Origin of the sequence: Streptomyces sp. NPDC048288 (assembly GCF_043201555.1) — a bacterium.
Classification (GTDB): Bacteria; Actinomycetota; Actinomycetes; order Streptomycetales; family Streptomycetaceae; genus Streptomyces.
On record NZ_JBICZD010000025.1, the window covers coordinates 51318 to 74349 of the forward strand.

General features: G+C 72.3%; 17 protein-coding genes and 1 pseudogene. 10 read left to right on the plus strand and 8 right to left on the minus strand.

The genetic code is table 11. From position 1 onward, the window contains the following. The first annotated feature begins 15 nt into the window (after positions 1 to 15). Both ACGFZS_RS48040 and ACGFZS_RS48045 read left to right on the plus strand, forming a co-directional pair. Positions 16 to 615: an RNA polymerase sigma factor gene (locus ACGFZS_RS48040; RefSeq protein ID WP_393534234.1), complete on the plus strand. Its 600-nt coding sequence runs from the start codon at positions 16 to 18 to the stop codon at positions 613 to 615. Between the two features lies 1 nt (position 616). After that, a complete protein-coding gene (locus tag ACGFZS_RS48045; RefSeq protein ID WP_393800540.1) occupies positions 617 to 1099 on the plus strand; it encodes a hypothetical protein in 483 nt (160 codons plus the stop codon). A gap of 60 nt (positions 1100 to 1159) precedes the next feature. Here the strand turns inward: ACGFZS_RS48045 and ACGFZS_RS48050 are convergent, their stop codons facing one another. Together ACGFZS_RS48050 and ACGFZS_RS48055 are read right to left on the minus strand one after the other, a co-directional pair. After that, positions 1160 to 2446, minus strand: a complete 1287-nt coding sequence (locus ACGFZS_RS48050) for a cytochrome P450 (protein WP_393800541.1) — start codon at positions 2444 to 2446, stop codon at positions 1160 to 1162. Positions 2447 to 2504: 58 nt separating this feature from the next. Continuing rightward, positions 2505 to 3296, minus strand: a complete 792-nt coding sequence (locus ACGFZS_RS48055; protein WP_393800542.1) for an N-formylglutamate amidohydrolase — start codon at positions 3294 to 3296, stop codon at positions 2505 to 2507. An 80-nt stretch (positions 3297 to 3376) separates the two neighbouring features. On the opposite strand from ACGFZS_RS48055, the gene ACGFZS_RS48060 reads away from it, so the two are divergent. Then, positions 3377 to 3718 carry a DUF5713 family protein gene (locus tag ACGFZS_RS48060; protein ID WP_393661941.1) on the plus strand — a complete coding sequence of 114 codons (342 nt, stop codon included), beginning with the start codon at positions 3377 to 3379 and terminating at the stop codon, positions 3716 to 3718. A 118-nt stretch (positions 3719 to 3836) separates the two neighbouring features. On the opposite strand, the gene ACGFZS_RS48065 is transcribed toward ACGFZS_RS48060, so the two are convergent. Next, positions 3837 to 6071 (minus strand): NADP-dependent isocitrate dehydrogenase, encoded by a 2235-nt coding sequence (locus ACGFZS_RS48065; RefSeq protein ID WP_393800543.1) that lies wholly within the window; start codon positions 6069 to 6071, stop codon positions 3837 to 3839. A gap of 211 nt (positions 6072 to 6282) precedes the next feature. Between ACGFZS_RS48065 and ACGFZS_RS48070 the strand changes: the two genes are divergently transcribed. Then, the gene (locus ACGFZS_RS48070) at positions 6283 to 7866 is read left to right on the plus strand and encodes a M1 family metallopeptidase (RefSeq protein ID WP_393800544.1); all 1584 of its coding nucleotides are present in this window, start codon (positions 6283 to 6285) and stop codon (positions 7864 to 7866) included. Between the two features lie 15 nt (positions 7867 to 7881). Here ACGFZS_RS48070 and ACGFZS_RS48075 read toward each other — a convergent pair whose 3' ends face one another. Further along, positions 7882 to 8973 (minus strand): mechanosensitive ion channel family protein, encoded by a 1092-nt coding sequence (locus ACGFZS_RS48075; protein WP_365683161.1) that lies wholly within the window; start codon positions 8971 to 8973, stop codon positions 7882 to 7884. Between the two features lie 138 nt (positions 8974 to 9111). Between ACGFZS_RS48075 and ACGFZS_RS48080 the strand changes: the two genes are divergently transcribed. From ACGFZS_RS48080 to ACGFZS_RS48090, 3 genes and pseudogenes are all read left to right on the plus strand, one after another. Further along, positions 9112 to 10563, plus strand: coding sequence for an FGGY family carbohydrate kinase (locus ACGFZS_RS48080; RefSeq protein ID WP_393800545.1), 1452 nt, complete (start codon positions 9112 to 9114; stop codon positions 10561 to 10563). Next, positions 10560 to 11948 carry an FAD-dependent oxidoreductase gene (locus ACGFZS_RS48085; protein WP_393800546.1) on the plus strand — a complete coding sequence of 463 codons (1389 nt, stop codon included), beginning with the start codon at positions 10560 to 10562 and terminating at the stop codon, positions 11946 to 11948. The genes ACGFZS_RS48080 and ACGFZS_RS48085 overlap by 4 nt, the downstream gene beginning before the upstream one ends. Next, positions 11945 to 12862, plus strand: a pseudogene (locus tag ACGFZS_RS48090) (FAD-dependent oxidoreductase); the annotation flags it as partial. The gene ACGFZS_RS48085 and the pseudogene ACGFZS_RS48090, both read left to right, overlap by 4 nt. Before the next feature lie 251 nt (positions 12863 to 13113). Here ACGFZS_RS48090 and ACGFZS_RS48095 read toward each other — a convergent pair. Then, the gene (locus ACGFZS_RS48095) at positions 13114 to 13878 is read right to left on the minus strand and encodes a crotonase/enoyl-CoA hydratase family protein (RefSeq protein WP_393800547.1); all 765 of its coding nucleotides are present in this window, start codon (positions 13876 to 13878) and stop codon (positions 13114 to 13116) included. Between the two features lie 23 nt (positions 13879 to 13901). Continuing rightward, complete coding sequence (locus ACGFZS_RS48100) at positions 13902 to 14885, minus strand: YbhN family protein (RefSeq protein WP_393800548.1); 984 nt, start codon at positions 14883 to 14885, stop codon at positions 13902 to 13904. A 213-nt stretch (positions 14886 to 15098) separates the two neighbouring features. On the opposite strand from ACGFZS_RS48100, the gene ACGFZS_RS48105 reads away from it, so the two are divergent. The 3 genes from ACGFZS_RS48105 to ACGFZS_RS48115 all read left to right on the plus strand — a co-directional run bounded on the left by ACGFZS_RS48105 (position 15099) and on the right by ACGFZS_RS48115 (position 20789). Further along, complete coding sequence (locus tag ACGFZS_RS48105; protein WP_393800563.1) at positions 15099 to 16964, plus strand: ABC transporter ATP-binding protein; 1866 nt, start codon at positions 15099 to 15101, stop codon at positions 16962 to 16964. A gap of 223 nt (positions 16965 to 17187) precedes the next feature. After that, positions 17188 to 18552 carry a ricin-type beta-trefoil lectin domain protein gene (locus ACGFZS_RS48110; RefSeq protein WP_393800549.1) on the plus strand — a complete coding sequence of 455 codons (1365 nt, stop codon included), beginning with the start codon at positions 17188 to 17190 and terminating at the stop codon, positions 18550 to 18552. Between the two features lie 50 nt (positions 18553 to 18602). Then, positions 18603 to 20789: an RICIN domain-containing protein gene (locus ACGFZS_RS48115; RefSeq protein WP_393800550.1), complete on the plus strand. Its 2187-nt coding sequence runs from the start codon at positions 18603 to 18605 to the stop codon at positions 20787 to 20789. Here ACGFZS_RS48115 and ACGFZS_RS48120 read toward each other — a convergent pair. Together ACGFZS_RS48120 and ACGFZS_RS48125 are read right to left on the minus strand one after the other, a co-directional pair. After that, a complete protein-coding gene (locus tag ACGFZS_RS48120; protein ID WP_393800551.1) occupies positions 20780 to 22564 on the minus strand; it encodes an MFS transporter in 1785 nt (594 codons plus the stop codon). The two genes, ACGFZS_RS48115 and ACGFZS_RS48120, sit on opposite strands and share 10 nt — an antisense overlap. Next, entirely contained in the window at positions 22561 to 23016 is a 456-nt protein-coding gene (locus ACGFZS_RS48125; protein ID WP_365684000.1) for a MarR family transcriptional regulator, read from the minus strand. The genes ACGFZS_RS48120 and ACGFZS_RS48125 overlap by 4 nt, the downstream gene beginning before the upstream one ends. Positions 23017 to 23032 lie beyond the last annotated feature (16 nt).

The following is a 23032-nucleotide window of genomic DNA, read 5'->3' on the forward strand; positions in this document are numbered from 1 at the left end:
ACGGCGTACGATGACTTGCCGTACACGAGGGGTGGGGCCGTGGACCGAGCAGAGGTCGGCGCGTTGGTCCAGTCCGCCGTCGACGGCGACGCGGCGGCCTGGAAGGCGCTCGTGGAAGGGCTGAGCCCACTGGTGTGGTCGGTGGTGCGCGCACACCGGCTCTCCGACGCCGACGGGCACGAGGTGTACCAGACCGTGTGGTTCCGGTTCGCCCAGCACCTGGGCCGTATCCGGGAGCCCGACAAGGCGGGCTCCTGGCTGGCCAGCACGGCACGCAACGAGTCCCTGAAGGTGATCCGCGGACTGACCAGGCTGCTGCCGACCGACGACCCCCAGGTCCTCGACCGGGTCAGCGACGACCGCACGCCCGAACAGTCCCTGATCGACGCCGAGGACGAGGCGGACCACACCGAGCGGGTCCGCCTGCTGTGGCAGGAGTTCGAGGAACTCGGCGACCGCTGCCGGCAGTTGCTGCGCGTCCTGATGACCTCGCCGCCGCCCAGCTACGTCGAGGTGTCCGTCGCGCTGGGCATCGCCGTGGGCAGCATCGGCCCGCTGCGCCAGCGCTGTCTGCGCCGGCTGCGGGCCCGGCTCGACGCGAGGGGAGCGGTGTGAGATGACCGACGACGACGGTTTCCCGGACGACGAAGGTCTCGACGACGCCGATTTCGGCGCCGATCTCCTGGAGGAGGAACTGCGCCAGGCGGCCGCCGTCCTCGACCCGCTCCCCGCCGGGCTGCTCCAACTGGCCATGGACGCCTACGCGCTGCACGACCTGGACGCCCGGATCGCCGAGCTGACCTTCGACTCCCTCGTCGACGCCATCCCGGTCAGAGGCGTCGAGGACCCGCCCCGGATGCTGACCTTCCGGGCGGGCGAACTCACCGTGGACGTCGAGGTCACCGACGACGGGCTGCTCGGGCAGGTGCTGCCCCCGCAGTCGGCGCACATCGAGGTGCTCGGCGGCCCCGCCGCCACCCACCCGCTCACGGTCGACGGCATGGGCCGCTTCACCGCCACCACCCCACCGTCCGGCCCGTTCGCACTGCGGTTGCGGGCCGGGGGCGAGGTGATCGTGACGGAGTGGCTGCGGGCCTGAACCGGGCCCGGTGGTATGTCACATAGCGGTGGGGGTGGTATGTGACATACCACCCTCCCGTCACCACACGACAGGCAACGTCACCGGCCCCCGGATCATCGTCTTGCGCCGCCACTCCACCTCCCCGGCCGGCGCCGCGAGCCGCAGCCCCGGCAGCCGGTCGAGGAGGGTGTCGACCAGCAGTTCGGTCTGCAGCCGGGCCAGGACCGCGCCGGTGCAGTAGTGCGAGCCGTTGCCGAAGGCCAGGTGCGGGTTGGGCTCGCGGTCCGGGAGGATGCGGTCCGGGTCGGGGAAGACGGCCGGATCGCGGTTGGCGGCGAGATAGGAGACGTACACCGGGTCGCCGGCCGCGATCCGGGTGCCGTCGCTCAACTCGACGTCCTCCAGGGCGATCCTGGCCAGCCCGACCGTGCTGCGGTGCGGGATCCAGCGCAGCAGCTCGTCCAGGACCGGACCGCGCTCCACCGGCCGGTCCCGCATCCGCGCCATCAGCTCCGGCCGGGTCAGTATCAGGAACAGCATCTGGCCGCAGTTGTGGGTGACCGCCTCGCCGCCGATCTGCAGCGGGCCCGCCAGCCCCACGGCCTCCTCCAGGCCGATCTCGCCACCGGCCACGGCACGCCCGAGCAGCGTGTACACGTCGTCGCCGGACCCGTCGCCCCGCGCGCGGACCGCCTCGGTGATCCACCCGTACAGGCCCTGCTTGGCCCGGTCCGCGCCCTCCACCCCGCCGGACGTGGAGATGATCTGCCGGGTCCAGGCGTGCACCCGCTCCCGGTCGGCCGCCGGCACCCCCATCACCTCGCTGACCACGGTGATCGGGAACGGTTCGAGGACCCGCTCGATCAGGTCGGCGGGCGGCCCGTCCCGCAGGACCCCGTCGACCAGTTCGTCGAGGATCTGCTGCGCCCGGGGCCGCAGCCGCTTGATCGCGCCCACCGTGAAGGCACCGGCGAGCGGTTTGCGCAGCCGGTTGTGGTCGGGCTGGTCGGCCCAGGCCAGCGAGCCCGGCCGGGGCTTGAAGTGCGGGGCGAGCCGGGTCACCTGGCGCCGGGTGACCTCGGCGCGGCTGAACCTCGGGTCGTTGGTGACGGTCCGGACGTCCTCGTACCGGGTGGCGAGCCACGCCCAGCCCTCGCCGAACGGCAGCCGGATCCGGGTCACCGGCGCTTCCGTCATCAGGGAGGCGAGGACCGGGTCGAAGTCCGTCCCCTCCAGGTCGAGCGCGGGCCAGTCCCGCACCGGCGGCTCGACCGGCGGCGCGGTCTCGCGGACGGGCGCGAGCGGCTCCGTGGTGGCCGGCTCGGCCGTCTCCGTGGTGGTGGGCGCGGTTATCTCCGTGGTCATGCCTCCACGGTCGTACGGCCCGCACCCGGTGTCCTGCCGGAATGCTCCAGCCGGAGGGTCAGCGGCCGGCGGCGTCCACGAGCGCGGCGAGGGCGGCGGCCGCCCGCTGCAGCCCCGCGCCCGCCGGACCGCCCGGCTCGGTCATGTAGAGGTCCCGGCGGATCTCCACCATCAGCGCGCCGACCCGCGCGTCCGTCCCGTAGAACTCCAGCGGTACGTAGGTCCCGCCGAACGGGCTGTCCAGTCCCGTCTCCCCGCACTCCGCGAAGGCCTCGCGGGCCGCCGCCGTCAGCTCGGCCGGCGTGTGGAAGGCGTCCGTGCCCAGGCACACCGGCGGCCGGGGCCCGGCCGCGTGCAGCTCGTAGGGCAGCGCCCGGCTCGGGTAGGAGTGCACGTCGATGACCACGGCCCGCCCGGTCGCGGCCAGCCGCCCGGCGACAGTCCCGGTCATCGCCCGCGCGTACGGCCGGAAGTACCGCTCGACCAGCGGCTCGGGGGCGCAGGACGCGTCCCGCAGCACCTCCCGGTGCGTGGTCCGCGTGTACACGGCCCCCATCCCGACGGCGAGCATCTCCTCCCGCTCGTCCGGGAACCGCTCGGGATCGACCACCAGCCGCGACAGCCGGTTGACGAACCGCCAGGGGGTCACCCCGGCCAGCCCGGCCGCGGCCTCCGCGAGCCCGGCGGTGTGCGCGTCCGTGATGTGGTCCAGCTCCCGCTCCAGCGCCTCGTCGCCGAGCACGATGTCCGCCCGGACGGCGGCCGGGATCGTCCGTGCGGAGTGCGGGACGTGCAGGATCACGGGCGATTCGTCGGCGCCGGGCAGGAGCGCGTACGACGGCTGGGACACGGGCGGCTCCGGGGCGTTGTCAGTGGCGGGGTGCAGGATCAAGGTGTCACATCGACCACGGACGAGGGCGGGGCGGCACCATGCCGATCAGCAATCCCCGGATCACCGGGCACGCTTTTCTCGCAGGGCTGTACGAGGACGGGTACTTCCCCGACCGGGTGGTGGACCGGGGCCGGGACATCCTCCTGAGGCTGTGCGAGCGCATCGAGGCGGACCGTCCCGCCGACCTGCCCGCGCTCTACGTCCTCACTCACGCGGCCACCGAGGAGTTCAACGCCCTGGAGGCCGAGTTCGAGGCGGCCGGCAGCGAGATCGAGACGGTGGCCCGCGAGAAGATAGGCGGGGACTTCTGGGTCGTCGCCCAGGCCTACGGCTTCGCGGACGCCGACGTCGAGGAGCTGATCGCGCCCCGGGAGTGGTGAGCGGTCGGCCGGGACACCGCCGGCCGCGGTGGCGGCGGGACGGGGCCTGGGGGCCGGGGGCCGGACATGGCTCCGCCCCGGCGGGCGGGTGGCCTGCCGGGGCGGAGACTTCAGGACTTCAGGAGGCGGCTGTGGCTCGGAGGGCCGCGAGCGCCGCGTTCCAGGTGGCCGACGGGCGCATGACCGCGTCCGCCTTGGCCTTCTCGGGCTGGTAGTAGCCGCCGATGTCGGCGGGGGAGCCCTGGACGGCGAGCAGCTCGTCGACGATCTTCTGCTCGTCGGCGGCGAGCGACTCGGCGAACGGCGCGAACGCCTTGGCCAGGTCGGCGTCGTCGGTCTGCGCGGCCAGCTCCTGCGCCCAGTACAGGGACAGGTAGAAGTGGCTGCCGCGGTTGTCGATGCCGCCGACGCGACGGGTCGGGGACTTGTCCTCGTTGAGGAAGGTCGCCGTGGCGCGGTCGAGGGTGTCGGCCAGCACCTTGGCGCGGGCGTTGCCGGTGAAGTCGGCGTACTGCTCGAAGGAGGGGACGAGCGCGAAGAACTCGCCGAGCGAGTCCCAGCGCAGGTAGTTCTCCTTGACCAGCTGCTGGACGTGCTTCGGGGCGGAGCCGCCGGCGCCCGTCTCGAAGAGGCCGCCGCCCGCCATCAGCGGGACGACCGACAGCATCTTGGCGCTGGTGCCCAGCTCCAGGATCGGGAAGAGGTCGGTCAGGTAGTCACGGAGCACGTTGCCGGTGACGGAGATGGTGTTCTCGCCGCGGCGGATGCGCTCGACCGACAGCTTGGTGGCCTCGACGGGGGACAGGATCCGGATGTCCAGGCCCTCGGTGTCGTGCTCCGCCAGGTACTGCTCGACCTTGGCGATCAGCTGCGCGTCGTGGGCGCGGCCCTCGTCCAGCCAGAAGACGGCCGGGTCGCCGGTGGCGCGGGCGCGGGTGACGGCCAGCTTCACCCAGTCCTTGATCGGCGCGTCCTTGGTCTGGCAGGCGCGGAAGATGTCACCGGCGGCGACGGGCTGCTCGATCACGACGTTGCCGGCCGCGTCGACCAGGCGGACCGTGCCGGCGGTGGCGATCTCGAAGGTCTTGTCGTGGGAGCCGTACTCCTCGGCCTTCTGCGCCATCAGGCCCACGTTCGGGACCGAGCCCATGGTGGACGGGTCGAAGGCGCCGTGGGCGCGGCAGTCCTCGATCACGGCCTGGTAGACACCGGCGTAGGAGGAGTCCGGGATGACGGCGAGGGTGTCGGCCTCCTGGCCGTCCGGGCCCCACATGTGGCCGGAGGTGCGGATCATGGCCGGCATCGAGGCGTCGATGATGACGTCGGAGGGCACGTGCAGGTTGGTGATGCCCTTGTCCGAGTCGACCATGGCGAGGGCCGGGCCCTCGGCGATCTCGGCGTCGAAGGAGGCCTTGATCTCGGCGCCCTCGGGCAGGTTCTCCAGGCCCTTGAGGATGCCGCCCAGACCGTCGTTCGGGGACAGACCGGCCGTCTTGAGCGTCTCGCCGTACTTCGCGAACGTCTTCGGGAAGAAGATGCGCACCACGTGACCGAAGATGATCGGGTCGGAGACCTTCATCATCGTGGCCTTCAGGTGCACGGAGAACAGGACGCCCTCCTGCTTGGCGCGCGCGACCTGCGCGGCCAGGAAGTCGTTGAGCTGCGCGACGTGCAGCACGGAGGCGTCGACGACCTCGCCCGCGAGTACCGGTACGGACTCCTTGAGGACCGTGGTGGTGCCGTCCTCGGCGACCAGCTCGATCTTCAGCTTGCCGGCCTCGGAGATCACGGCGGACTTCTCGGTGGAGCGGAAGTCGTTCTCACCCATGGTGACCACGTTGGTCTGGGACTCGGAGGTCCAGGCGCCCATGCGGTGCGGGTGGGTCTTGGCGTAGTTCTTGACGGAGGCGGGGGCGCGGCGGTCCGAGTTGCCCTCACGCAGGACCGGGTTCACGGCGGAACCCTTGACCTTGTCGTAGCGGGCGCGGATCTCGCGCTCCTCGTCGGACTTCGGGTCGTCCGGGTAGTCCGGGAGGGCGTAGCCCTTGCCCTGGAGTTCGGCGACGGCGGCCTTGAGCTGCGGGATCGACGCCGAGATGTTCGGCAGCTTGACGATGTTGGCCTCGGGGGTCTTGGCCAGGTCGCCCAGCTCGGCCAGCGCGTCGGGGATGCGCTGGTCCTCGTTCAGGTACTCCGGGAAGTGGGCGATGATGCGTCCGGCCAGCGAGATGTCGCGGGTGTCCACGGCGACACCGGCCTGCGAGGCGTACGCCTGGACCACCGGCAGGAACGAATGCGTCGCCAGGGCCGGGGCCTCGTCTGTGTAGGTGTAGATGATGGTCGAGTCAGTCACCGGGTGCTCCGCTCCACGTCTGCAACATTGCTCGACATCAAGATATCTCGTGAGCGACCCGCGCTCGACAGGGGTCCGCGACTCGGAAGATCCGGTTGTCCGGTTGTCATACGCCGGGCAACCGGATCGGTCAAAGGGGTGGTCAAGAAGAACGAGCCACCATCGACCGGCGGCCGGACCGACCACCCGGCCGCCCGAGCGAAAGCGGACCATGAGATATCGCACCAGAGTGACGGCCCCGGCGGCCGCCCTGCTCGGCACCGCGACCGTACTGGCCACGGGGGCCCCGGCCCTCGCGCGTCCCTTCTCCACGGGGGAGAAAAGCGGCGCCGCGAGGACCGGGGGCAACACGCCCGCCCCGGGCCCGGAGACCCTCGGCGACCCGGTCTACCCGGCCCTCGGCAACGACGGCTACCGGGTCCTCGCCTACGACCTCGATCTCGCCTACGACGCCACCACCCGCCTGGTCGACGCCACCGCGACCCTGCGCGTCCGCACCACCCAGGACCTGTCCCGGTTCTCCCTGGACGCCCTGGGCCTGGACATATCCGACGTGCGGGTCGACGGCCGCGACGCGGCCCACGAGCAGGCCGACGAGAAGCTGCGGATCACACCCGCCCGGCCGCTGTGCGAGGGGGACGCGGTCACCGTGTGCGTGACGTACACGGCCGACCCGCGCCGCACCCTCCCGTACACCGCCTGGGTGCCCACCGCCGACGGCTTCGCGATCTGCCCGCAGCCGAACGCCGCGCACACCGTCTTCCCGTGCAACGACCACCCCTCGGACAAGGCGGACCTCACCTTCCGCATCACCGTCCCGAACGGCGTGCGCGGTGTCGCGAACGGCCTGCTCACCCGCACCGAGAACCTCCCGGGCGACCGTACGGCGTACTCGTACCGCTCCCGGTCCCCGATCGCCACGGAACTCGTCCAGATCACCGTCGGCGACTATGTGATCAGGGACCGGCAGGGCCCGCACGGACTGCCGCTGCGGGACGTCGTCCCGGCGGCCCGGGCCGCCGCCCTGGAACCGGCGCTCGCCCTCACCCCGGGCCAGGTGGCCTGGCTGGAGGACCGGCTCGGCACGGCCTTCCCGTTCGAGACGTACGGCCTGCTGCCGTGCAACTCCGACGACCCGGAGGCCTTCGACTTCACCGGCCTGGAGACCCAGACCCTCACCCTCTACAAGCCGAACTTCCTGCTCCAGGCGGAGCCGAAGATCGGCTCGCACATGATGCACGAGCTGGTCCACTCCTACTTCGGCAACCTGGTCTCCCCGGCCACCTGGGCCGACCTGTGGCTGAACGAGGGCCACGCCGACTTCTACGGGCTGCTCTACCGCTACGAACGCGGCTGGCCGGACTCCCTGGGCCTGACCACCCTGGAAGCCCGGATGAAGGACACCTACGCCCGCGGCGACCAGTGGCGCCACGACTCCGGCCCGGTGGCCGCCCCGAACGCGGTCGACCTGTTCGACAGCCAGCGCTACCTCGGCGGCGTCCTGGTCCTGTACGCCCTCCGCGAGCTGGTCGGCGAGGACGCCTTCCACGCGGTCGAGCGCACCTTCCTGAACCGCTTCCGGCGCCGCTCGGCCTCGACGGCGGACTACATCGCGGTGGCCTCGGAGGTCACCGGCCAGGACCTGACCGGCTTCCTCCGCGACTGGCTCTACGGCACGACGACCCCGCGCATGCCCGGCCACCCCGACTGGACGGTCACCCCGGTCACCCCGTCCCCGGCCACCCCGCACAGCCTGCGCGGCGGCCACCACCACGACAACTCCGCGACCCTCTGACGGGCCGGCAGGGGGCTAGTCGGTGTGCGGCAGACCGGACGGCAGGTCGTCCGTGACGCGCTGCTGCGGGATCACCACGGCCCCCTGCTGGAGCGCCACCGTACGGGCCGGGGACGGGATGCGGATGCCCTCCTCGCGGTAGCGGCGGTGCAGGCGCTTGATGAACTCGTGCTTGATGCGGAACTGGTCGCTGAACTCGCCGACGCCCAGGATCACCGTGAAGCCGATCCGGGAGTCCCCGAAGGTGTGGAAGCGGATGGCGGGCTCGTGGTCCGGGACCGCGCCGGTGATCTCGGTCATGGTCTCGGCGATGACCTCGTGCGTGACCCGCTCGACATGGTCCAGATCGCTGTCGTAGCCCACGCCCACCTGCACCAGGATCGTCAACTGCTGCTCGGGACGCGTGTAGTTGGTCATGTTGGTCTTCGCCAGCTGTCCGTTGGGGATGACCACCAGGTTGTTGGAGAGCTGGCGGACCGTCGTCTGCCGCCAGTTGATGTCCACGACATAGCCCTCCTCGCCGCTGCTCAGCTGGATGTAGTCACCCGGCTGGACGGTCTTGGAGGCGAGGATGTGGATGCCCGCGAACAGGTTCGCCAGGGTGTCCTGGAGGGCCAGCGCGACCGCCAGACCGCCCACGCCCAGGGCGGTGAGCAGGGGCGCTATGGAGATGCCCAGCGTCTGCAGCACCACCAGGAAACCGATCGCCAGGACCAGCACCCGGGTGATGTTCACGAAGATCGTGGCGGAACCGGCGACCCCCGAGCGGGACTGGGTGACCGACTGCACCAGTCCGGCGATCACCCGCGCGGCCGACACCGTCACCGCGAAGATGAGCACCACTTGAAGGCACTGGTTGGTGTGGTGCTGGACCGACCTGGTCAGCGGCAGCACCGCCGCCGCGGCGGCCGCGCCGGCCGTGATCGCCGCCCACGGGATCGCCGTGCGCAGCGCGTCCACGATGACGTCGTCACCGCTCCAACGGGTCCGCTTGGCGTGCTTGGCCAGCCAGCGCAGCATCCCGCGCGACAGAAAGGCCAGCAACAGGCCCGCCGCGAGGGCGATTCCGGCCAGTACCAGGTCATCGACGGTGAGCGCTCGGTTCACCGGTTACCTCCCATTCGATTGTGCAACCGCTCATCCTGCCGTATCCGCACGCGGGTTCGTACCGGGTGGACCCGTGCGCGCTTGTGCTGCCCGCGCCCCTGCGGCAGGCTGTCGAGCAGTGATCGTCAGGGAGGCTCGATGACAGGTCCGGTGCTCGCCGTCGACCAGGGCACGTCCGGCACCAAGGCCCTGGTGATCTGCCCCGAACGGGGCGTCATCGGCACCGGCTTCGCCGCCGTACGGACCCGGCACCTGCCCGGCGGCCTGGTGGAGGCGGACCCCGAGGAGCTCTACCACTCGGTGCTCGTCGCCGGTCGCCGGGCGCTCGCCGAGGCCGGTGAACCGGTGACCACGCTGGGCCTGGCCAACCAGGGCGAGACGGTCCTCGCCTGGGACCCCGGCACCGGGCGCCCGCTCACCGACGCAATCGTCTGGCAGGACCGCCGGGCGGAGACCGTCTGCGCCGGACTCGAAGAGCACGCCGAGGAGTTACGCGCCCTCACCGGCCTGCCCCTCGACCCCTACTTCGCCGCACCCAAGATGGCCTGGATCCGCCGCCACCTCACCACCGAGGGGGTCGTCACCACCACCGACGCCTGGCTGGTCCACCGGCTCACCGGCGCCTATGTCACCGACGCCGCAACCGCGAGCCGCACCCAGCTCCTCGACCTGGACCGGGTGGAGTGGTCCTCCCGCGCCCTCGACCTCTACGGGCTGTCCGCCGAACGCCTCCCCGAGATCGTCGACAACGCCCAACTGGTCGGCACGACCAAGGAGTTCGGCGACAAGATCCCGCTCACCGGACTCGCCGTCGACCAGCAGGCCGCCCTCCTCGCCCACCGCATCACCGAACCCGGCGGCGCCAAGTGCACCTACGGCACCGGCGCGTTCCTGCTCGCGCACACCGGTGACACCCCCCGGCGCTCCACCTCCGGCCTGGTCGGCTGTGTCGCCTGGCGGCTCGGCGGACAGCCCGGCTACTGCCTGGACGGCCAGGTGTACACGGCCGCCTCCGCCGTGCGCTGGCTCACCGACCTGGGCGTCATCTCCGGCGCCGCCGACCTGGACCGGGTGGGCGGCGGCGTCCCCGACACCGGCGGGGTCACCTTCGTGCCCGCACTGGCCGGGCTCGCCGCTCCCTGGTGGCGCGGCGACCTGCGCGGCTCGCTCACCGGACTGGGCCTCGGCACCGGCCCCGGGCATCTGGTGCGCGCCCTGTGCGAGGGCCTCGCCGCCCAGGTGGTGGAGCTCGCCGAAGCCGCCCGCACCGACCTCGGCACCCCGCTCACCGCGCTCCGCGTCGACGGCGGCCTGACCCGCTCGGCGCTGCTCATGCAGACCCAGGCCGACCTGCTGCAACGCCCGGTCGAGGTGTCCACCCTGCCCGACGCCACCGCCCTGGGCGTGGGCGCCCTGGCCCATCTCGGCACCGACCCCGTCGACTTCCTCCCCGACGACATGCCCTCCGCCGTCTACGAACCGCGCATCTCCGCCGCCGAGGCCGCCGACCGCCTGGGCGTCTTCCGGGCCGCCGTCGCCGCGCTGATCGAAGGAGCGGGAGCGGGAGCCGGATCGGGAGCCCCGGTATGACGGTCACCGCCGAAGGGCCGCTGCCCGCCGCCCCGTACGACGTGACGGTCGTCGGCGCCGGAGTCGTCGGCAGCGCGATCGCCCGCGAACTCGCCGCCCGACCACACCTGCGGGCCGCCCTGGTGGAGGCCCAGGACGATGTCGGCCAGGGCACCTCGAAGGCCAACACCGCCATCCTGCACACCGGTTTCGACGCCCACCCCGGCACCCTGGAGGCCCGCCTGGTCCGCGAGGGCTCCCGGCTCCTCGCCGGCTACGCCGCCGCCTCCGGCATCCCGGTCGAGCCGGTCGGCGCCCTCCTGGTCGCCTGGGACCAGGAGCAACTCGCCGCGCTCCCGGACCTCGCGCGCAAGGCCGTACGCAACGACTACCAGGACGCCCGCCCGCTGGACGCGCGCGAGCTGTACGCCCGCGAACCGCACCTCGGCCCCGGCGCGCTCGGCGCCCTCCACATCCCCGGCGAGAGCATCGTCTGCCCCTGGAGCACCACCCTGGCCTACGCCACCCAGGCCGTCCGGGGCGGTGTCGACCTGCACCTCAACTCCCGGGTGGAGCGCGCGGTACGCCACGACGGCCTGCACACCCTGACCACCTCGCGCGGCCCGCTGCGCACCCGTCACCTGGTCAACGCGGCCGGCCTGCACGCCGACACCCTCGACCGGCTGCTCGGCCACCGCGCCTTCACCGTCACCCCGCGCCGGGGCCAGCTGATCGTCTACGACAAGCCCGCCCGCGACCTGGTCCGGCACATCCTGCTGCCCGTCCCCACCGCCCTCGGCAAGGGCGTCCTGGTCGCCCCCACGGTCTACGGCAACGTCCTGCTCGGCCCCACCGCCGAGGACCTGGACGACAGGTCCGCCACCGAGTCGACCGCCGACGGGCTGGCCGCGCTGCGCGAGAAGGGCCGCCGGATCCTGCCCGCACTCCTCGACGAGGAGGTCACCGCCGTCTACGCCGGACTGCGCGCGGCCACCGAGCACGACGACTACCGCATCTGCGCCCACCCCGGCCAGGCGTACGTCACCGTCGGCGGCATCCGCTCCACCGGCCTCACCGCCTCCCTCGCCGTCGCCGCCCATGTCATGGGCCTCCTGCGGGACTCGGGGCTGGACCTGAGGGACCCGGTCGAGCTGCCACCGGTCCGGATGCCGAACCTCGGCGAGGCCTTCCCCCGCCCCTACCAGCGGGGCGGTGACGTCATCGTCTGCCACTGCGAGCGGGTCACCCTCGGCGAGATCCGCGACGCCCTCACCGGCCCGGTCCCGCCGCGCGCCCTGGCCGGCCTGCGCCGCCGTACCCGGGCCGGGGCGGGACGGTGCCAGGGCTTCCACTGCGGGGCGACCGTACGCGACCTGTTCGAGCAGAAGGCCGGGCACACCCGATGACGACCGCCGAACGCCACGTCGACGTCCTCGTGGTCGGCGCGGGGCCCGCCGGTCTCGCGGCCGCCGCCCGGCTCGCCGCAGGCGGAGCGGGCCGGGTGGAGGTGCTGGAGCGGGAACCGCGGGCCGGGGGAGTGGCCCGGCACTGCGCCCACGGCGGATTCGGCACCTGGACCCGGCCGCTGACCGGACCGGCCTACGCCCGCCTGCTCGTCGAGGCCGCCGCGGCGGCGGGCGTGGTGGTCCGTACCGGGGTCACCGCCCTGGACTGGGCCGGACCGCTCGCCCTCGCCACCGTCGGCGAGCGGGGTCCGGAGACGGTCACCGCACGGGCCGTGGTCCTCGCCACCGGCGCCTACGAACGCCCCCGCGCGGCACGGCTCATCCCGGGCACCCGGCCCGCCGGGGTCCGCACCGGCGGCGAACTCCAGCAGGCGGTCCACCGCTACCGGCAGCCGATCGGCGAGCGGGTGGTGGTGGTCGGCGCGGAGGACGTGTCCTACGCGGCCGCCGGGACGGTACGGGCGGCGGGCGCCGAACTCGTCGCGATGGTCACCGACCGGCCGCGCGCCGGCTCGCTGCGCGCGCTGGACGCCCGGCTGCGCGCCCGCGTCCCCCTCCTCACCGGCACGACCGTCACCGAGATCCTCGGCCGCGAACAGCTGTCCGGCGTCCGCATCCGCCACCTCGACGGCCGCACCGGCGTCCTGCCCTGCGACACGGTCGTCTTCACCGGCGACTTCGCCCCCGAGAACCAACTCGCCCGCCGCGCCCGCCTCACCCTCACCGACGGCCCCTTCACCGACCGCCCCGGCGTCTTCACAGCAGGCGGCCTACGACAGCCGGGCCAGGACGCCCGGACAGCGTCCCGAGAAGGGTCCAGAACCGGCCGAGCGGCACTGGAGTGGCTGGCCGACCGCCCGTGACGGACCTGCGCGGGTGGTTGGGCGGTTGTCCGTGGCGGACCCGTGCGGGTGGTTGGGCGGTTGTCCGTGGCGGACCCGTGCGGGTGGTTGGGCGGTTGTCCGTGACGGACCCCTGCGGGTGGTCGTTCCGTTGGCGGTGACGGGACCCGTGCGGGTGGTTGCTCCGTTGCCGGTGACGGGACCCGGGCGGTTGGCCGGTCGGCCGGTCGGCCGCCGGTGGCGGACCCCGGGCGCGTGCCCGCTCAGTCGCCCGGAAAGGATCCGTGGCGCCCGGCCCCCGACGCGAACCGCGTTGCCCCCTCCAGGCCTTCCGCGAGGACGCCCATGCCGTGGCGGATCTCGGTGCGCATCGCCGTCTCTACGTCCAGCCCCTCCTGGTCCAGTACCGAGGCGCGGTCGCTGCGCAGGCAGGCCTGGGGGAAGTCCGCGATGGAGGCGGCCAGTTCCTCGGCGGCCTCGCGGGAGCGGCCGGGCGGGACGAGCCGGTCGGCAAGGCCCATGGCGTGGGCCTCGGCGGCCGGGACCGGGCGGCCGGTGAGGATGAGGTCCATCGCCCGGCCGGTGCCGATCAGCCGGGGCAGCCGTACCGTGCCGCCGTCGATGAGCGGCACGCCCCAGCGGCGGCAGAAGACGCCGAACACCGCGTCCTCCTCGGCGACCCGCAGATCGCACCAGAGGGCCAGTTCGAGGCCGCCGGCCACAGCGTGCCCGGCGATCGCGGCGATCACCGGCTTGGACAGCCGCAGCCGGGTCGGGCCCATCGGGCCGTCACCGTCCTCCGCCACCCGGTTGCGGTTCCCGCCGCCCATCGCCTTCAGATCCGCGCCCGCGCAGAAGGTGCCGCCCTCGCCCCACAGCACGGCCACCCGGGCGGTGTCGTCCGCCTCGAACTCCCGGAAGGCGGCGGCCAGTTCCGCCGCCGTAGGCCCGTCCACCGCGTTGCGCGCCTCGGGCCGGGAGAGCACGACCGTACTGACGTGACCCTTGCGTTCCAGGCGGACCGGCATGTGGTGTCTCCTCCGCGGCGAGTTCAGATGACCTTCAGTCGTACCAGCGCTCCCAGTGTCAGGGCTCCCGGCAGCAACGGCACCCACACGGTGATGATCCGGTAGGCGAGGACCACGGCCGTCACGACGGCCACCGGGCCGCCCGCCGCCACCAGCGCCACGATCAGCGCCGCCTCCACCGAACCCAGGCCGCCCGGCGTGGGGATCAGCGCGACGGCGACCGTCGCGGCCAGGTACGCCAGCGCCATGTGCGCGGGCGGCACCGACAGACCCAGCGCCCGGCCCACCGCCACCAGCCCGGCGGCCTGCAGCGCGGGGAAGGCCAGCGAGCCGCCCCACAGCGCCAGCGCGCGCGTCGGACGCGTGTGCACCGAGCGGGCCTCGCTCAGCGCGGTCCGCACGAACCGGAACACCGGCTCGCGCACCCGTCGTACGAGGAACAGCACGCCCACCGCGGCGGCCAGCAGCGCGCCCGCCACGGCCAGGACCGGCCCGACGTCCCCGTCGGGGAGCAGGCCGTCGAGCCGCAGCGCGTCCGGGAAGGCCACGAACAGGACGGCCATCAGGCCCACCCGGGCGATCGACTCGGCGAGCAGGTAGAGGGCGAGGGCGGCCGAGGAGGTGGCGAGCGGCACCCCGCACACCGTCATGAACCGCAGGTTGACCGCGCCCGAGCCGAGGCCCGTCGGCAGCAGGTGGTTGGCCGAGCCCGCCGCGAGTTGCGTGGCCAGCAGCCGCCACCGGGGCAGCGGCTGGATCACCGCGCCCTGCCGGGTGAAGGCCGCGGCCACCCAGGTCAGACAGGTGGCGGCGCCCGCCGCCAGCAGCCAGGGCCAGGAGGCGTCGCGGAGATGGCCGAAGCCCTCGACGAGGACCGGCCAGTGCTGCACCGCGATCACCGCGACCAGCGCGAGCGGAATCAGGGTCAGGATGTGCCGCCAGGGGATGCGGCGGATGAGCCGGAGGAGACGGCCCGCACGGAAGCCGGGGATTCTTACCGCTGTCACACCGGGAGAGGTTTTCCGCGCCGACCCAACTGCGGGTGGCGGAAGAGGAGACACCGGATGACGGCCGGGAAGCGGGTGAGCGAGGAGGCTCACCTGGGGCTTCGCGGGGCCGGGCGGGACCTTCGGAGGGCTCATCGGGTCCTTCGTACGGGGGGTCGGCGAGCGGACATTGACCTCAACGATGGTTGAGGTCCTACGTTCTCTCCCATGAGTATGGAGACCACCGCCTGGATGCAGCTGCACAGCGTGATGACCGCCCAGCAGGAGCGGCGCCCGTTCGACCGGGCCACACTGCGCCGTATCGCCGTCTTCGCCCGCCCGCACCGGGCGGGCATAGTCCGTTTCGTCCTGCTCGGGGTGGTCACCGCCCTGCTCGCCGTCGCCACCCCCGTGCTCGCCGGCCATGTCGTCGACGCGATCGTGGCGGGGCACGACACCGGCACGGTCGTACGCCTGTCGCTGCTGATCGCGCTCGTCGCGTTCGCGGAGGCGGCGCTCGGGGTGCTCGGGCGGCGGCTCTCGGCGACGCTCGGGGAGGGGCTCATCCTCGACCTGCGTACGGCTGTGTTCGATCATGTGCAGCGCATGCCCGTCGCGTTCTTCACACGCACTCGTACGGGAGCGCTGGTCAGTCGTCTCAACAACGACGTCATCGGCGCCCAGCGCGCCTTCGCCGGCACCCTGTCCGGCGTGGTCAGCAACCTGGTCACGCTGGTGCTCACCCTCGCCGTGATGCTCACCCTGTCCTGGCAGATCACCCTGCTCGCGCTGGTGCTGCTGCCGGTGTTCGTGGTGCCCGCCCGCCGGATGGGCGGCCGGATGGCCCGGATGCAGCGCGAGGCCGCCGCCCTCAACGCCGACATGGGCACCCGGATGACCGAGCGGTTCTCCGCCCCCGGCGCCACCCTGATCAAGCTCTTCGGACGCCCCGAGGAGGAGTCGGCCGAGTTCGCCGCCCGCGCCTCCCGGGTCCGGGACATCGGCGTGCGCACCGCCACCTCCCAGTCGGTGTTCATGACCTCGCTGACCCTGGTCTCCTCGCTGGCCCTCGCCCTGGTCTACGGCCTCGGCGGCTGGTTCACCCTGCGCGGCACCCTGGAGGCGGGCTCCGTCGTCTCCCTCGCCCTGCTGCTCACCCGGCTGTACGCCCCGCTCACCGCTCTCGCCGGGGCCCGCGTCGAGGTGATGAGCGCGCTGGTCAGCTTCGAGCGGGTCTTCGAAGTGCTCGACCTGAAGCCGCTGATCGAGGAGAAACCGGACGCCCGCGAGGTCCCCGAGGGGCCGGCCGCCGTCGAGTTCGAGGACGTACGCTTCGCCTACCCGGCCGCCGACCAGGTCTCCCTCGCCTCCCTCGAAGAGGTCGCGGTCCTCGACTCGCGCGGCGGCGCCGAGGTCCTGCACGGCATCTCCTTCCGCGCCGAACCCGGCCAGACCGTCGCCCTCGTGGGTTCCTCCGGCGCCGGCAAGTCCACCATCGCGCAACTGCTGCCGCGGCTGTACGACATCGACGAGGGCGCCGTCCGCATCGGCGGCGTCGACGTCCGCGACCTGACCGCCGGCTCGCTGCGCGCCACCCTGGGCATGGTCACCCAGGACGGCCACCTCTTCCACGACACCGTCCGCGCCAACCTCCTCCTGGCCCGGCCGGCCGCCACCGACGAGGAGCTGTGGGCCGCCCTCGGCCGGGCCCGGCTCGACGAGGTCGTACGGTCGCTGCCCGACGGCCTGGACACGGTGGTCGGCGAGCGCGGCTACCGGCTCTCCGGCGGCGAGCGCCAGCGCATGACCATCGCCCGGCTGCTGCTGGCCCGCCAGCGCGTGGTCATCCTCGACGAGGCCACCGCCCATCTCGACAACACCTCGGAGGCGGCCGTCCAGGAGGCCCTCGCCGAGGCGCTGGAGGGGCGTACGGCCGTGGTGATCGCCCACCGGCTGTCCACCGTCCGGGCCGCCGACCAGATCCTGGTGGTGGAGGCCGGGCGGATCGTGGAGCGCGGTACGCATGAGTCGCTGCTGGCGGTGGAGGGGCGGTATGCGGAGCTGTACCGGACGCAGTTTGCGGAGGTGGGGTCGGTTTGAGGGGGCGTCGTAGGGGTGCGGGCCGTTTTCGGGTGCGCGTTCGCCGTGGCTGGTCGCGCAGTTCCCCGCGCCCCTTCGGGGCGCACCCCTTGACGCCGGTGGTCCGGACCTTTAGTTTCACGCCTTAAACAAAGCCTCGCGGATGTGCTCAAGGCCCAGGCTCGACAGGGGCGTTGAGCACAGACCGTGCTGCATCCCCCCGCGTGAAAGGCCACCCCCCGCAATGGCCAGACCTCTCCCCACGGCTGTCTCCATAGCCGCGCTGACGCTCTCCGCAGGCCTGCTCACCGTCGCTCCGGCGCAGGCCGCCACCGGCACCGTCACCGGCCTCGCCGGCAAGTGTCTCGACGTCGCCGGCGCCAACTCCGCCGATGGCACCGCCGTTCAGCTCTACGACTGCAACGGGACCTCCGCCCAGCAGTGGACCCGCGGCAGCGACGGCACCCTCCGCGCGCTCGGCAAGTGTCTCGACGTGACCGGCAATTCGACCGCCGACGGCGCCAAGCTGCAGCTGTGGACGTGTTCCGGCGGCGCGAACCAGCAGTGGACCGTGTCGTCGGCGAACGACATCGTCAACCCGCAGGCGAACAAGTGCATGGATGTCACCGGCAACAGCTCCGCCAACGGCACCCGGATACAGATCTGGACCTGCGCGGGCACCGCCAACCAGAAGTGGGCGGCCCCCGCGGCCGACGGCGGCGGCACCACCCCGTCCGCGCCGATGGCCGTGGCGCCGTACCTCTACAACGGCTGGGGCGACCCGCCGAGCCCGACCACCATCACCAACGCGACCGGCGTGAAGTACTACACGCTCGCGTTCGTCCTCAGCAACGGCTACTGCAACCCGCAGTGGGACGGCAGCCGGGCGCTGACCGGCGGCGTCGACCAGAGCACCGTCAACACGGTGCGCGCCAACGGCGGTGACGTCATCCCGTCGTTCGGCGGCTACAGCGGCAACAAGCTGGAGGGCTCCTGCTCCAGCGCGAGCGAGCTGGCGGCGGCGTACCAGAAGGTCATCAACGCCTACGGCGGGCTCAAGGCGATCGACATCGACCTGGAGGCCGACGCCTACAGCAGCGGGACCGTGCAGCAGCGGACCGTGGACGCGCTGAAGACGGTGAAGGCCAACAATCCCGGTCTCAAGGTGTACATCACCATCGGCACCGGCCAGAGCGGCCCGGACACCAGCCTGATCAACCGGGCCGCGTCCTCCGGGCTGACCGTCGACGCCTGGGCCATCATGCCCTTCGACTTCGGCGGCGCCGGGCAGAACATGGGCAACCTCACCACCCAGGCGGCCGAGGGCCTGAAGAACGCGCTGAAGTCCGCGTACGGCTACAGCGACGACACCGCCTACCGGGACATGGGCATCTCGTCCATGAACGGCGTCACCGACAACAGCGAGACCGTCACGGTGGCCGACTTCCGGACCGTCCTCGCCTACGCCCAGCAGCACCACCTGGCCCGGCTCACCTTCTGGTCCGCCAACCGCGACCGGCCCTGCACCGGCGGCTCCGCCGACAGCTGCTCGGGCGTGAGCCAGTCGAACTGGGACTACACGCGGGTCTTCGCCGGGTACACGGGCTGACCTCCCACCCTTCCCGCACCTCTCGTGCATTCTCGTCCCTAGGAGAACCCGTGCTTCGCCTTCTCCGGCGGCGCAGAGCAACGGCCGCCGCCGCGGTGGCCGTTGTCGCCGCCTCCCTGCTGACCGCGGCGGGCGCCTCCTCGCCCGCGTCGGCCGCCACGCTGCCCACCGGCAACGTCACGCTGCTCAACGCGGCGAGCGGCAAGTGCGTGGACGCCAAGGCCGCCGCCACCGCCGACGGCACCGTCGTCCAGCAGTACACCTGCAACAACACCACCGCCCAGCAGTGGAGCCTCACCTCCACCAGCGGCGGCTACGTCCGGATCAACAACGCCAACAACACCAACGAGGTGCTGGACGTCACCGGCGTCTCCACCGCCGACAGCGCGGCCGTCCAGCTGTGGACCTACGGCGGCGGCAGCAACCAGCAGTGGCTGCCCGTCGACGACGGCGGCGGCGCCTACCACTTCGTCAACCGCAACAGCGGCAAGTGCCTGGACGATCCCGGCGCCTCGACCGCCGACAGCGTGCAGTTCGTGCAGTACACCTGCAACGGCACCGCAGCCCAGCGTTTCCAGGTCGTGCCCGTGGCTCAGACGAGCAACCCTGACCTCGGCTCCAACGTGGTCGTCTTCGACCCGTCGATGTCCGCCGCGACGATCCAGAGCAAGCTGGACTCGATCTTCCAGCAGCAGCAGACCAACCAGTTCGGCTCCCAGCGCTACGCGGTGATGTTCAAGCCGGGCGCCTACAGCGCGGACGTCAACGTCGGCTTCTACACCCAGGTGCTCGGCCTCGGCCTGTCGCCCGACGCGGTCTCCATCAACGGCGCGGTGCACGCGGAGGCCGACTGGTTCCAGGGCAACGCCACCCAGAACTTCTGGCGCGGCGCCGAGAACCTCTCCGTCAACCCGGCCTCGGGCAGCGACCGTTGGGCTGTTTCGCAGGCGGCCGCCTACCGCCGGATGCATCTGCGCGGCAACCTCGCCCTGGACGACGGCGGCTGGTCCAGCGGCGGCCTGATCGCCGACAGCCAGATCAACGGGCAGGTCGACTCCGGCAGCCAGCAGCAGTGGCTGACCCGCAACTCCCAGCTCGGCAGCTGGACCGGCGCCAACTGGAACATGGTGTTCACCGGCAGCACCGGGGTCCCCGCCACCAGCTTCCCCAGCCCGCCGTACACCACGGTGGCGCAGAGCCCGGTGACCCGCGAGAAGCCGTTCCTGTACGTCGACGGCGCCGGCGCCTACCAGGTGTTCGTGCCGGGCACCCGCACCAACTCCACCGGCACCAGCTGGAGTTCCGGGACCACGGCGGGCACCTCGCTCTCCCTGGACACCTTCTACGTCGTGAAGCCGGGCGCGACCGCCGCGCAGATCAACGCGGCCCTGACGGCGGGCAAGAACCTCCTGGTCACCCCGGGCGTCTACCACCTCGACCAGACCCTGCAGATCAACCGCGCCGACACCGTCGTGCTGGGCCTGGGGCTCGCGACCCTCGTCCCGGACAACGGCGTCACCGCCATGAAGGTCGCCGACGTCGACGGCGTCCAGGTCGCCGGGCTGCTCTTCGACGCCGGCACCACCAACTCCAGCACCCTGATGGAGGTCGGCCCCAGTGGTTCCTCGGCCTCGCACGCGGCCGACCCGACCTCGCTGCACGACGTGTACTTCCGCGTCGGCGGGGCGGGCGTCGGCAAGGCCACCACGAGCCTGGTCGTCAACAGCGGCAACGTCATCGGTGACCACATGTGGATCTGGCGCGCCGACCACGGCACCGGAGTCGGCTGGACCACGAACACGGCCGACACCGGACTGGTCGTCAACGGCAACAACGTGACCATGTACGGCCTGTTCGTCGAGCACTTCCAGAAGTACCAGACCATCTGGAACGGCAACGGCGGCCGCACGTACTTCTACCAGAACGAGATGCCCTACGACCCGCCCAACCAGTCGTCCTGGATGAACGGCTCGACGCAGGGCTACGCGGCCTACAAGGTCGCCGACTCGGTCACCAGCCACCAGGCGTACGGCCTCGGCAGCTACTGCTATTTCAACGTCAACCCGAGCGTGGTCGCGGCGCACGCCATCGAGGCACCGAACAACGCCAACGTGCGCTTCACCGACATGGTGACGGTCTCCCTCGGCGGCACCGGCACCATCAGCCACGTCGTCAACAACACCGGAGGACCGTCGAACTCGTCCACCAACGTGGCGAACCTGACCTCCTACCCGTGACCGGAGCCCGTGTGGCGGGGCTGCGGTGACCGTGTAGAGGGCCGGTCCTCGGGTTTCTCGGGGGCCGGCCCGGCCCGGTGGCCGCCGCGCAGCGCGGAGGCCACGGCGGAGACCAGCGCCATGCCCGCGGCCACGCCGAAGACGATGCCCAGGCCGTGGTGGAAGGGGCCGGAGACCAGTCGCGGGAAGAAGCTGTGCCCGGTCAGCACGGCACGCTGGGCCGCCGACACATGGTCGAGGACGCCCTCGGAGGCGAGCAGGTGCTCGATCGGGTTGTTGCCGAGGAACGTCGCGAACAGCGTGCTCACCGGCGGCAGCGACGCGGCGTGCGCGGCGGAGCCGGCCGGCACGCCGTGCGCCATGAGCCCGCTCTTCAGGGTCTCCGGCAGCGAGGACGCGAGCCCCGAGACCATCAGCGAGAAGAACACGCCGATCGACAGCGCCGTACCCGAGTTCTGGAACGTCGAGCGCATGCCCGAGGCGACGCCCCGGTACTCGGCCGGCACGCTCCCCATGATCGAGGAGGTGTTGGGCGCCGAGAACATGCCCTGGCCGAGCCCGTTGAGCAGCAGCAGCGCCGCGAACAGCCCGTAGTCGAAGTCCACGGGCAGTGCCAGCAGCCCCAGGAAGGAGAGCATCACGACGACCAGCCCGGCCGTGGAGAAGAACCGGGCGCCGAACCGGTCCGAGAGATAGCCGGAGACCGGCCCCGCGATCAGGAAGCCCAGGGTCAGCGGAAGCATGAAGATGCCGGCCCACAGCGGGGTGTCCTCGAAGTCGTAGCCGTGCAGCGGCAGCCAGATGCCCTGCAGCCAGATGATCAGCATGAACTGCAGCCCGCCGCGCGCGATCGCGGTGAGCAGGGCGGCCAGGTTGCCCGCGGCGAACGCCCGGACCTTGAACAGGGCCAGGTCGAACATGGGCTCGGCGACGCGCCTCTCGATGACGCAGAAGGCCAGCAGCAGGGCGACGCCCCCGATCAGGCCGCCGAGCACCCACGGGTTGCCCCAGCCGGTGGCGCTGTCGCCGTAGGGCTGGATGCCGTAGGTGATACCGGCCAGCAGGATGCCGGCGCCGGCCGCGAACGTGATGTTCCCCAGCCAGTCGATCCGGCCGGGGCGGCCCGTCGAGGTCTCCCGCAGGCTCAGGTACGACCAGACGGTCCCCGTGATGCTGACCGGAACGCTCACCCAGAACACCGCCCGCCAGTCGACGGCGGCGAGCAGGCCGCCCGCGAGCAGGCCGAGGAACTGGCCGGCCAGAGCCGTGATCTGGTTGATGCCCAGGGCCATGCCGCGCTGCCGGGCCGGGAACGCGTCGGTGAGGATCGCGGCCGAGTTGGCGGTCAGCATGGACCCGCCGAAGGCCTGCACGATCCGCCAGAGGATCAGCCACAGGGCACCCGCCCCGGCCCGGAACGGATCGAGCGACAGCGCGACCGAGGCGCACGCGAAGATCAGGAAGCCCAGGTTGTAGATCTTCACCCGCCCGAACATGTCGCCGAGCCGTCCGAGCACGACCACCAGCACCGCGGAGACCAGCAGGTATCCGAGGATCATCCAGAGCAGATAGCCGATGTTGCCCGGCGCGAGCGGGTCGAGGCCGATCCCGCGGAAGATCGCCGGCAGCGAGATGATCACGATCGACGCGTCCATCGTGGCGATCAGCACCCCGAGGGTGGTGTTCGACAGCGCGACCCACTTGTAGCCGGGCCCGGCCGGAAGGTCGGTGCGGCGGGCCGAGCGCAGTGAGCCGAGCCGCTCGCGGGCGCTCACAGCCGGGCCGCCAGCCGGTCGAGCAGCGGCAGGGCCGAGGCGAGCGCGGCCCGCTCCGCGGCGGAGAACTCGTCCAGGACGGCCGCGAGCCGCCGTACCGATTCCGAGCGCCGCTCGGCGAGCACGGCCCGCCCCTCCTCGGTGACGGCCACGATGCTCCGGCGGCCGTCCGCGGCATCGGGGCTGCGGCGGACCAGACCGCGCTGTTCGAGCTGGGCGAGGGTGCTGGCCATGGCCTGCGGCCGTACCCGTTCCATCTCGGCGAGGGCGGTCGGGGAGTCCGGCCCGTCGGCGGCGAGCCGCGCGAGCACGGACACCCCCGACAGTGACATGTCGCCCACCGCGTGCGCCTGCCGCAGCCGCCGCGTGACACGGCCCACCGCCAGCCGCAGGTCGGACGCGAGCCGGTTGGCCTCGCTCAGGTCGCGTATGCCGCCGTCATCGGCGGCCATGCCTGTCTTCACATCT

Excerpts from the sequence above, each read along its gene's own strand:
- ACGFZS_RS48045 (WP_393800540.1), top strand. The coding sequence starts at position 617 with ATGACCGACGACGACGGTTTCCCGGACGACGAAGGTCTCGACGACGCC.
- ACGFZS_RS48050 (WP_393800541.1), bottom strand. The coding sequence starts at position 2,446 with ATGACCACGGAGATAACCGCGCCCACCACCACGGAGACGGCCGAGCCG.
- ACGFZS_RS48060 (WP_393661941.1), top strand. The coding sequence starts at position 3,377 with ATGCCGATCAGCAATCCCCGGATCACCGGGCACGCTTTTCTCGCAGGG.
- ACGFZS_RS48070 (WP_393800544.1), top strand. The coding sequence starts at position 6,283 with ATGAGATATCGCACCAGAGTGACGGCCCCGGCGGCCGCCCTGCTCGGC.
- ACGFZS_RS48080 (WP_393800545.1), top strand. The coding sequence starts at position 9,112 with ATGACAGGTCCGGTGCTCGCCGTCGACCAGGGCACGTCCGGCACCAAG.
- ACGFZS_RS48085 (WP_393800546.1), top strand. The coding sequence starts at position 10,560 with ATGACGGTCACCGCCGAAGGGCCGCTGCCCGCCGCCCCGTACGACGTG.
- ACGFZS_RS48095 (WP_393800547.1), bottom strand. The coding sequence starts at position 13,878 with ATGCCGGTCCGCCTGGAACGCAAGGGTCACGTCAGTACGGTCGTGCTC.
- ACGFZS_RS48105 (WP_393800563.1), top strand. The coding sequence starts at position 15,099 with ATGGAGACCACCGCCTGGATGCAGCTGCACAGCGTGATGACCGCCCAG.
- ACGFZS_RS48110 (WP_393800549.1), top strand. The coding sequence starts at position 17,188 with ATGGCCAGACCTCTCCCCACGGCTGTCTCCATAGCCGCGCTGACGCTC.
- ACGFZS_RS48125 (WP_365684000.1), bottom strand. The coding sequence starts at position 23,016 with ATGGCCGCCGATGACGGCGGCATACGCGACCTGAGCGAGGCCAACCGG.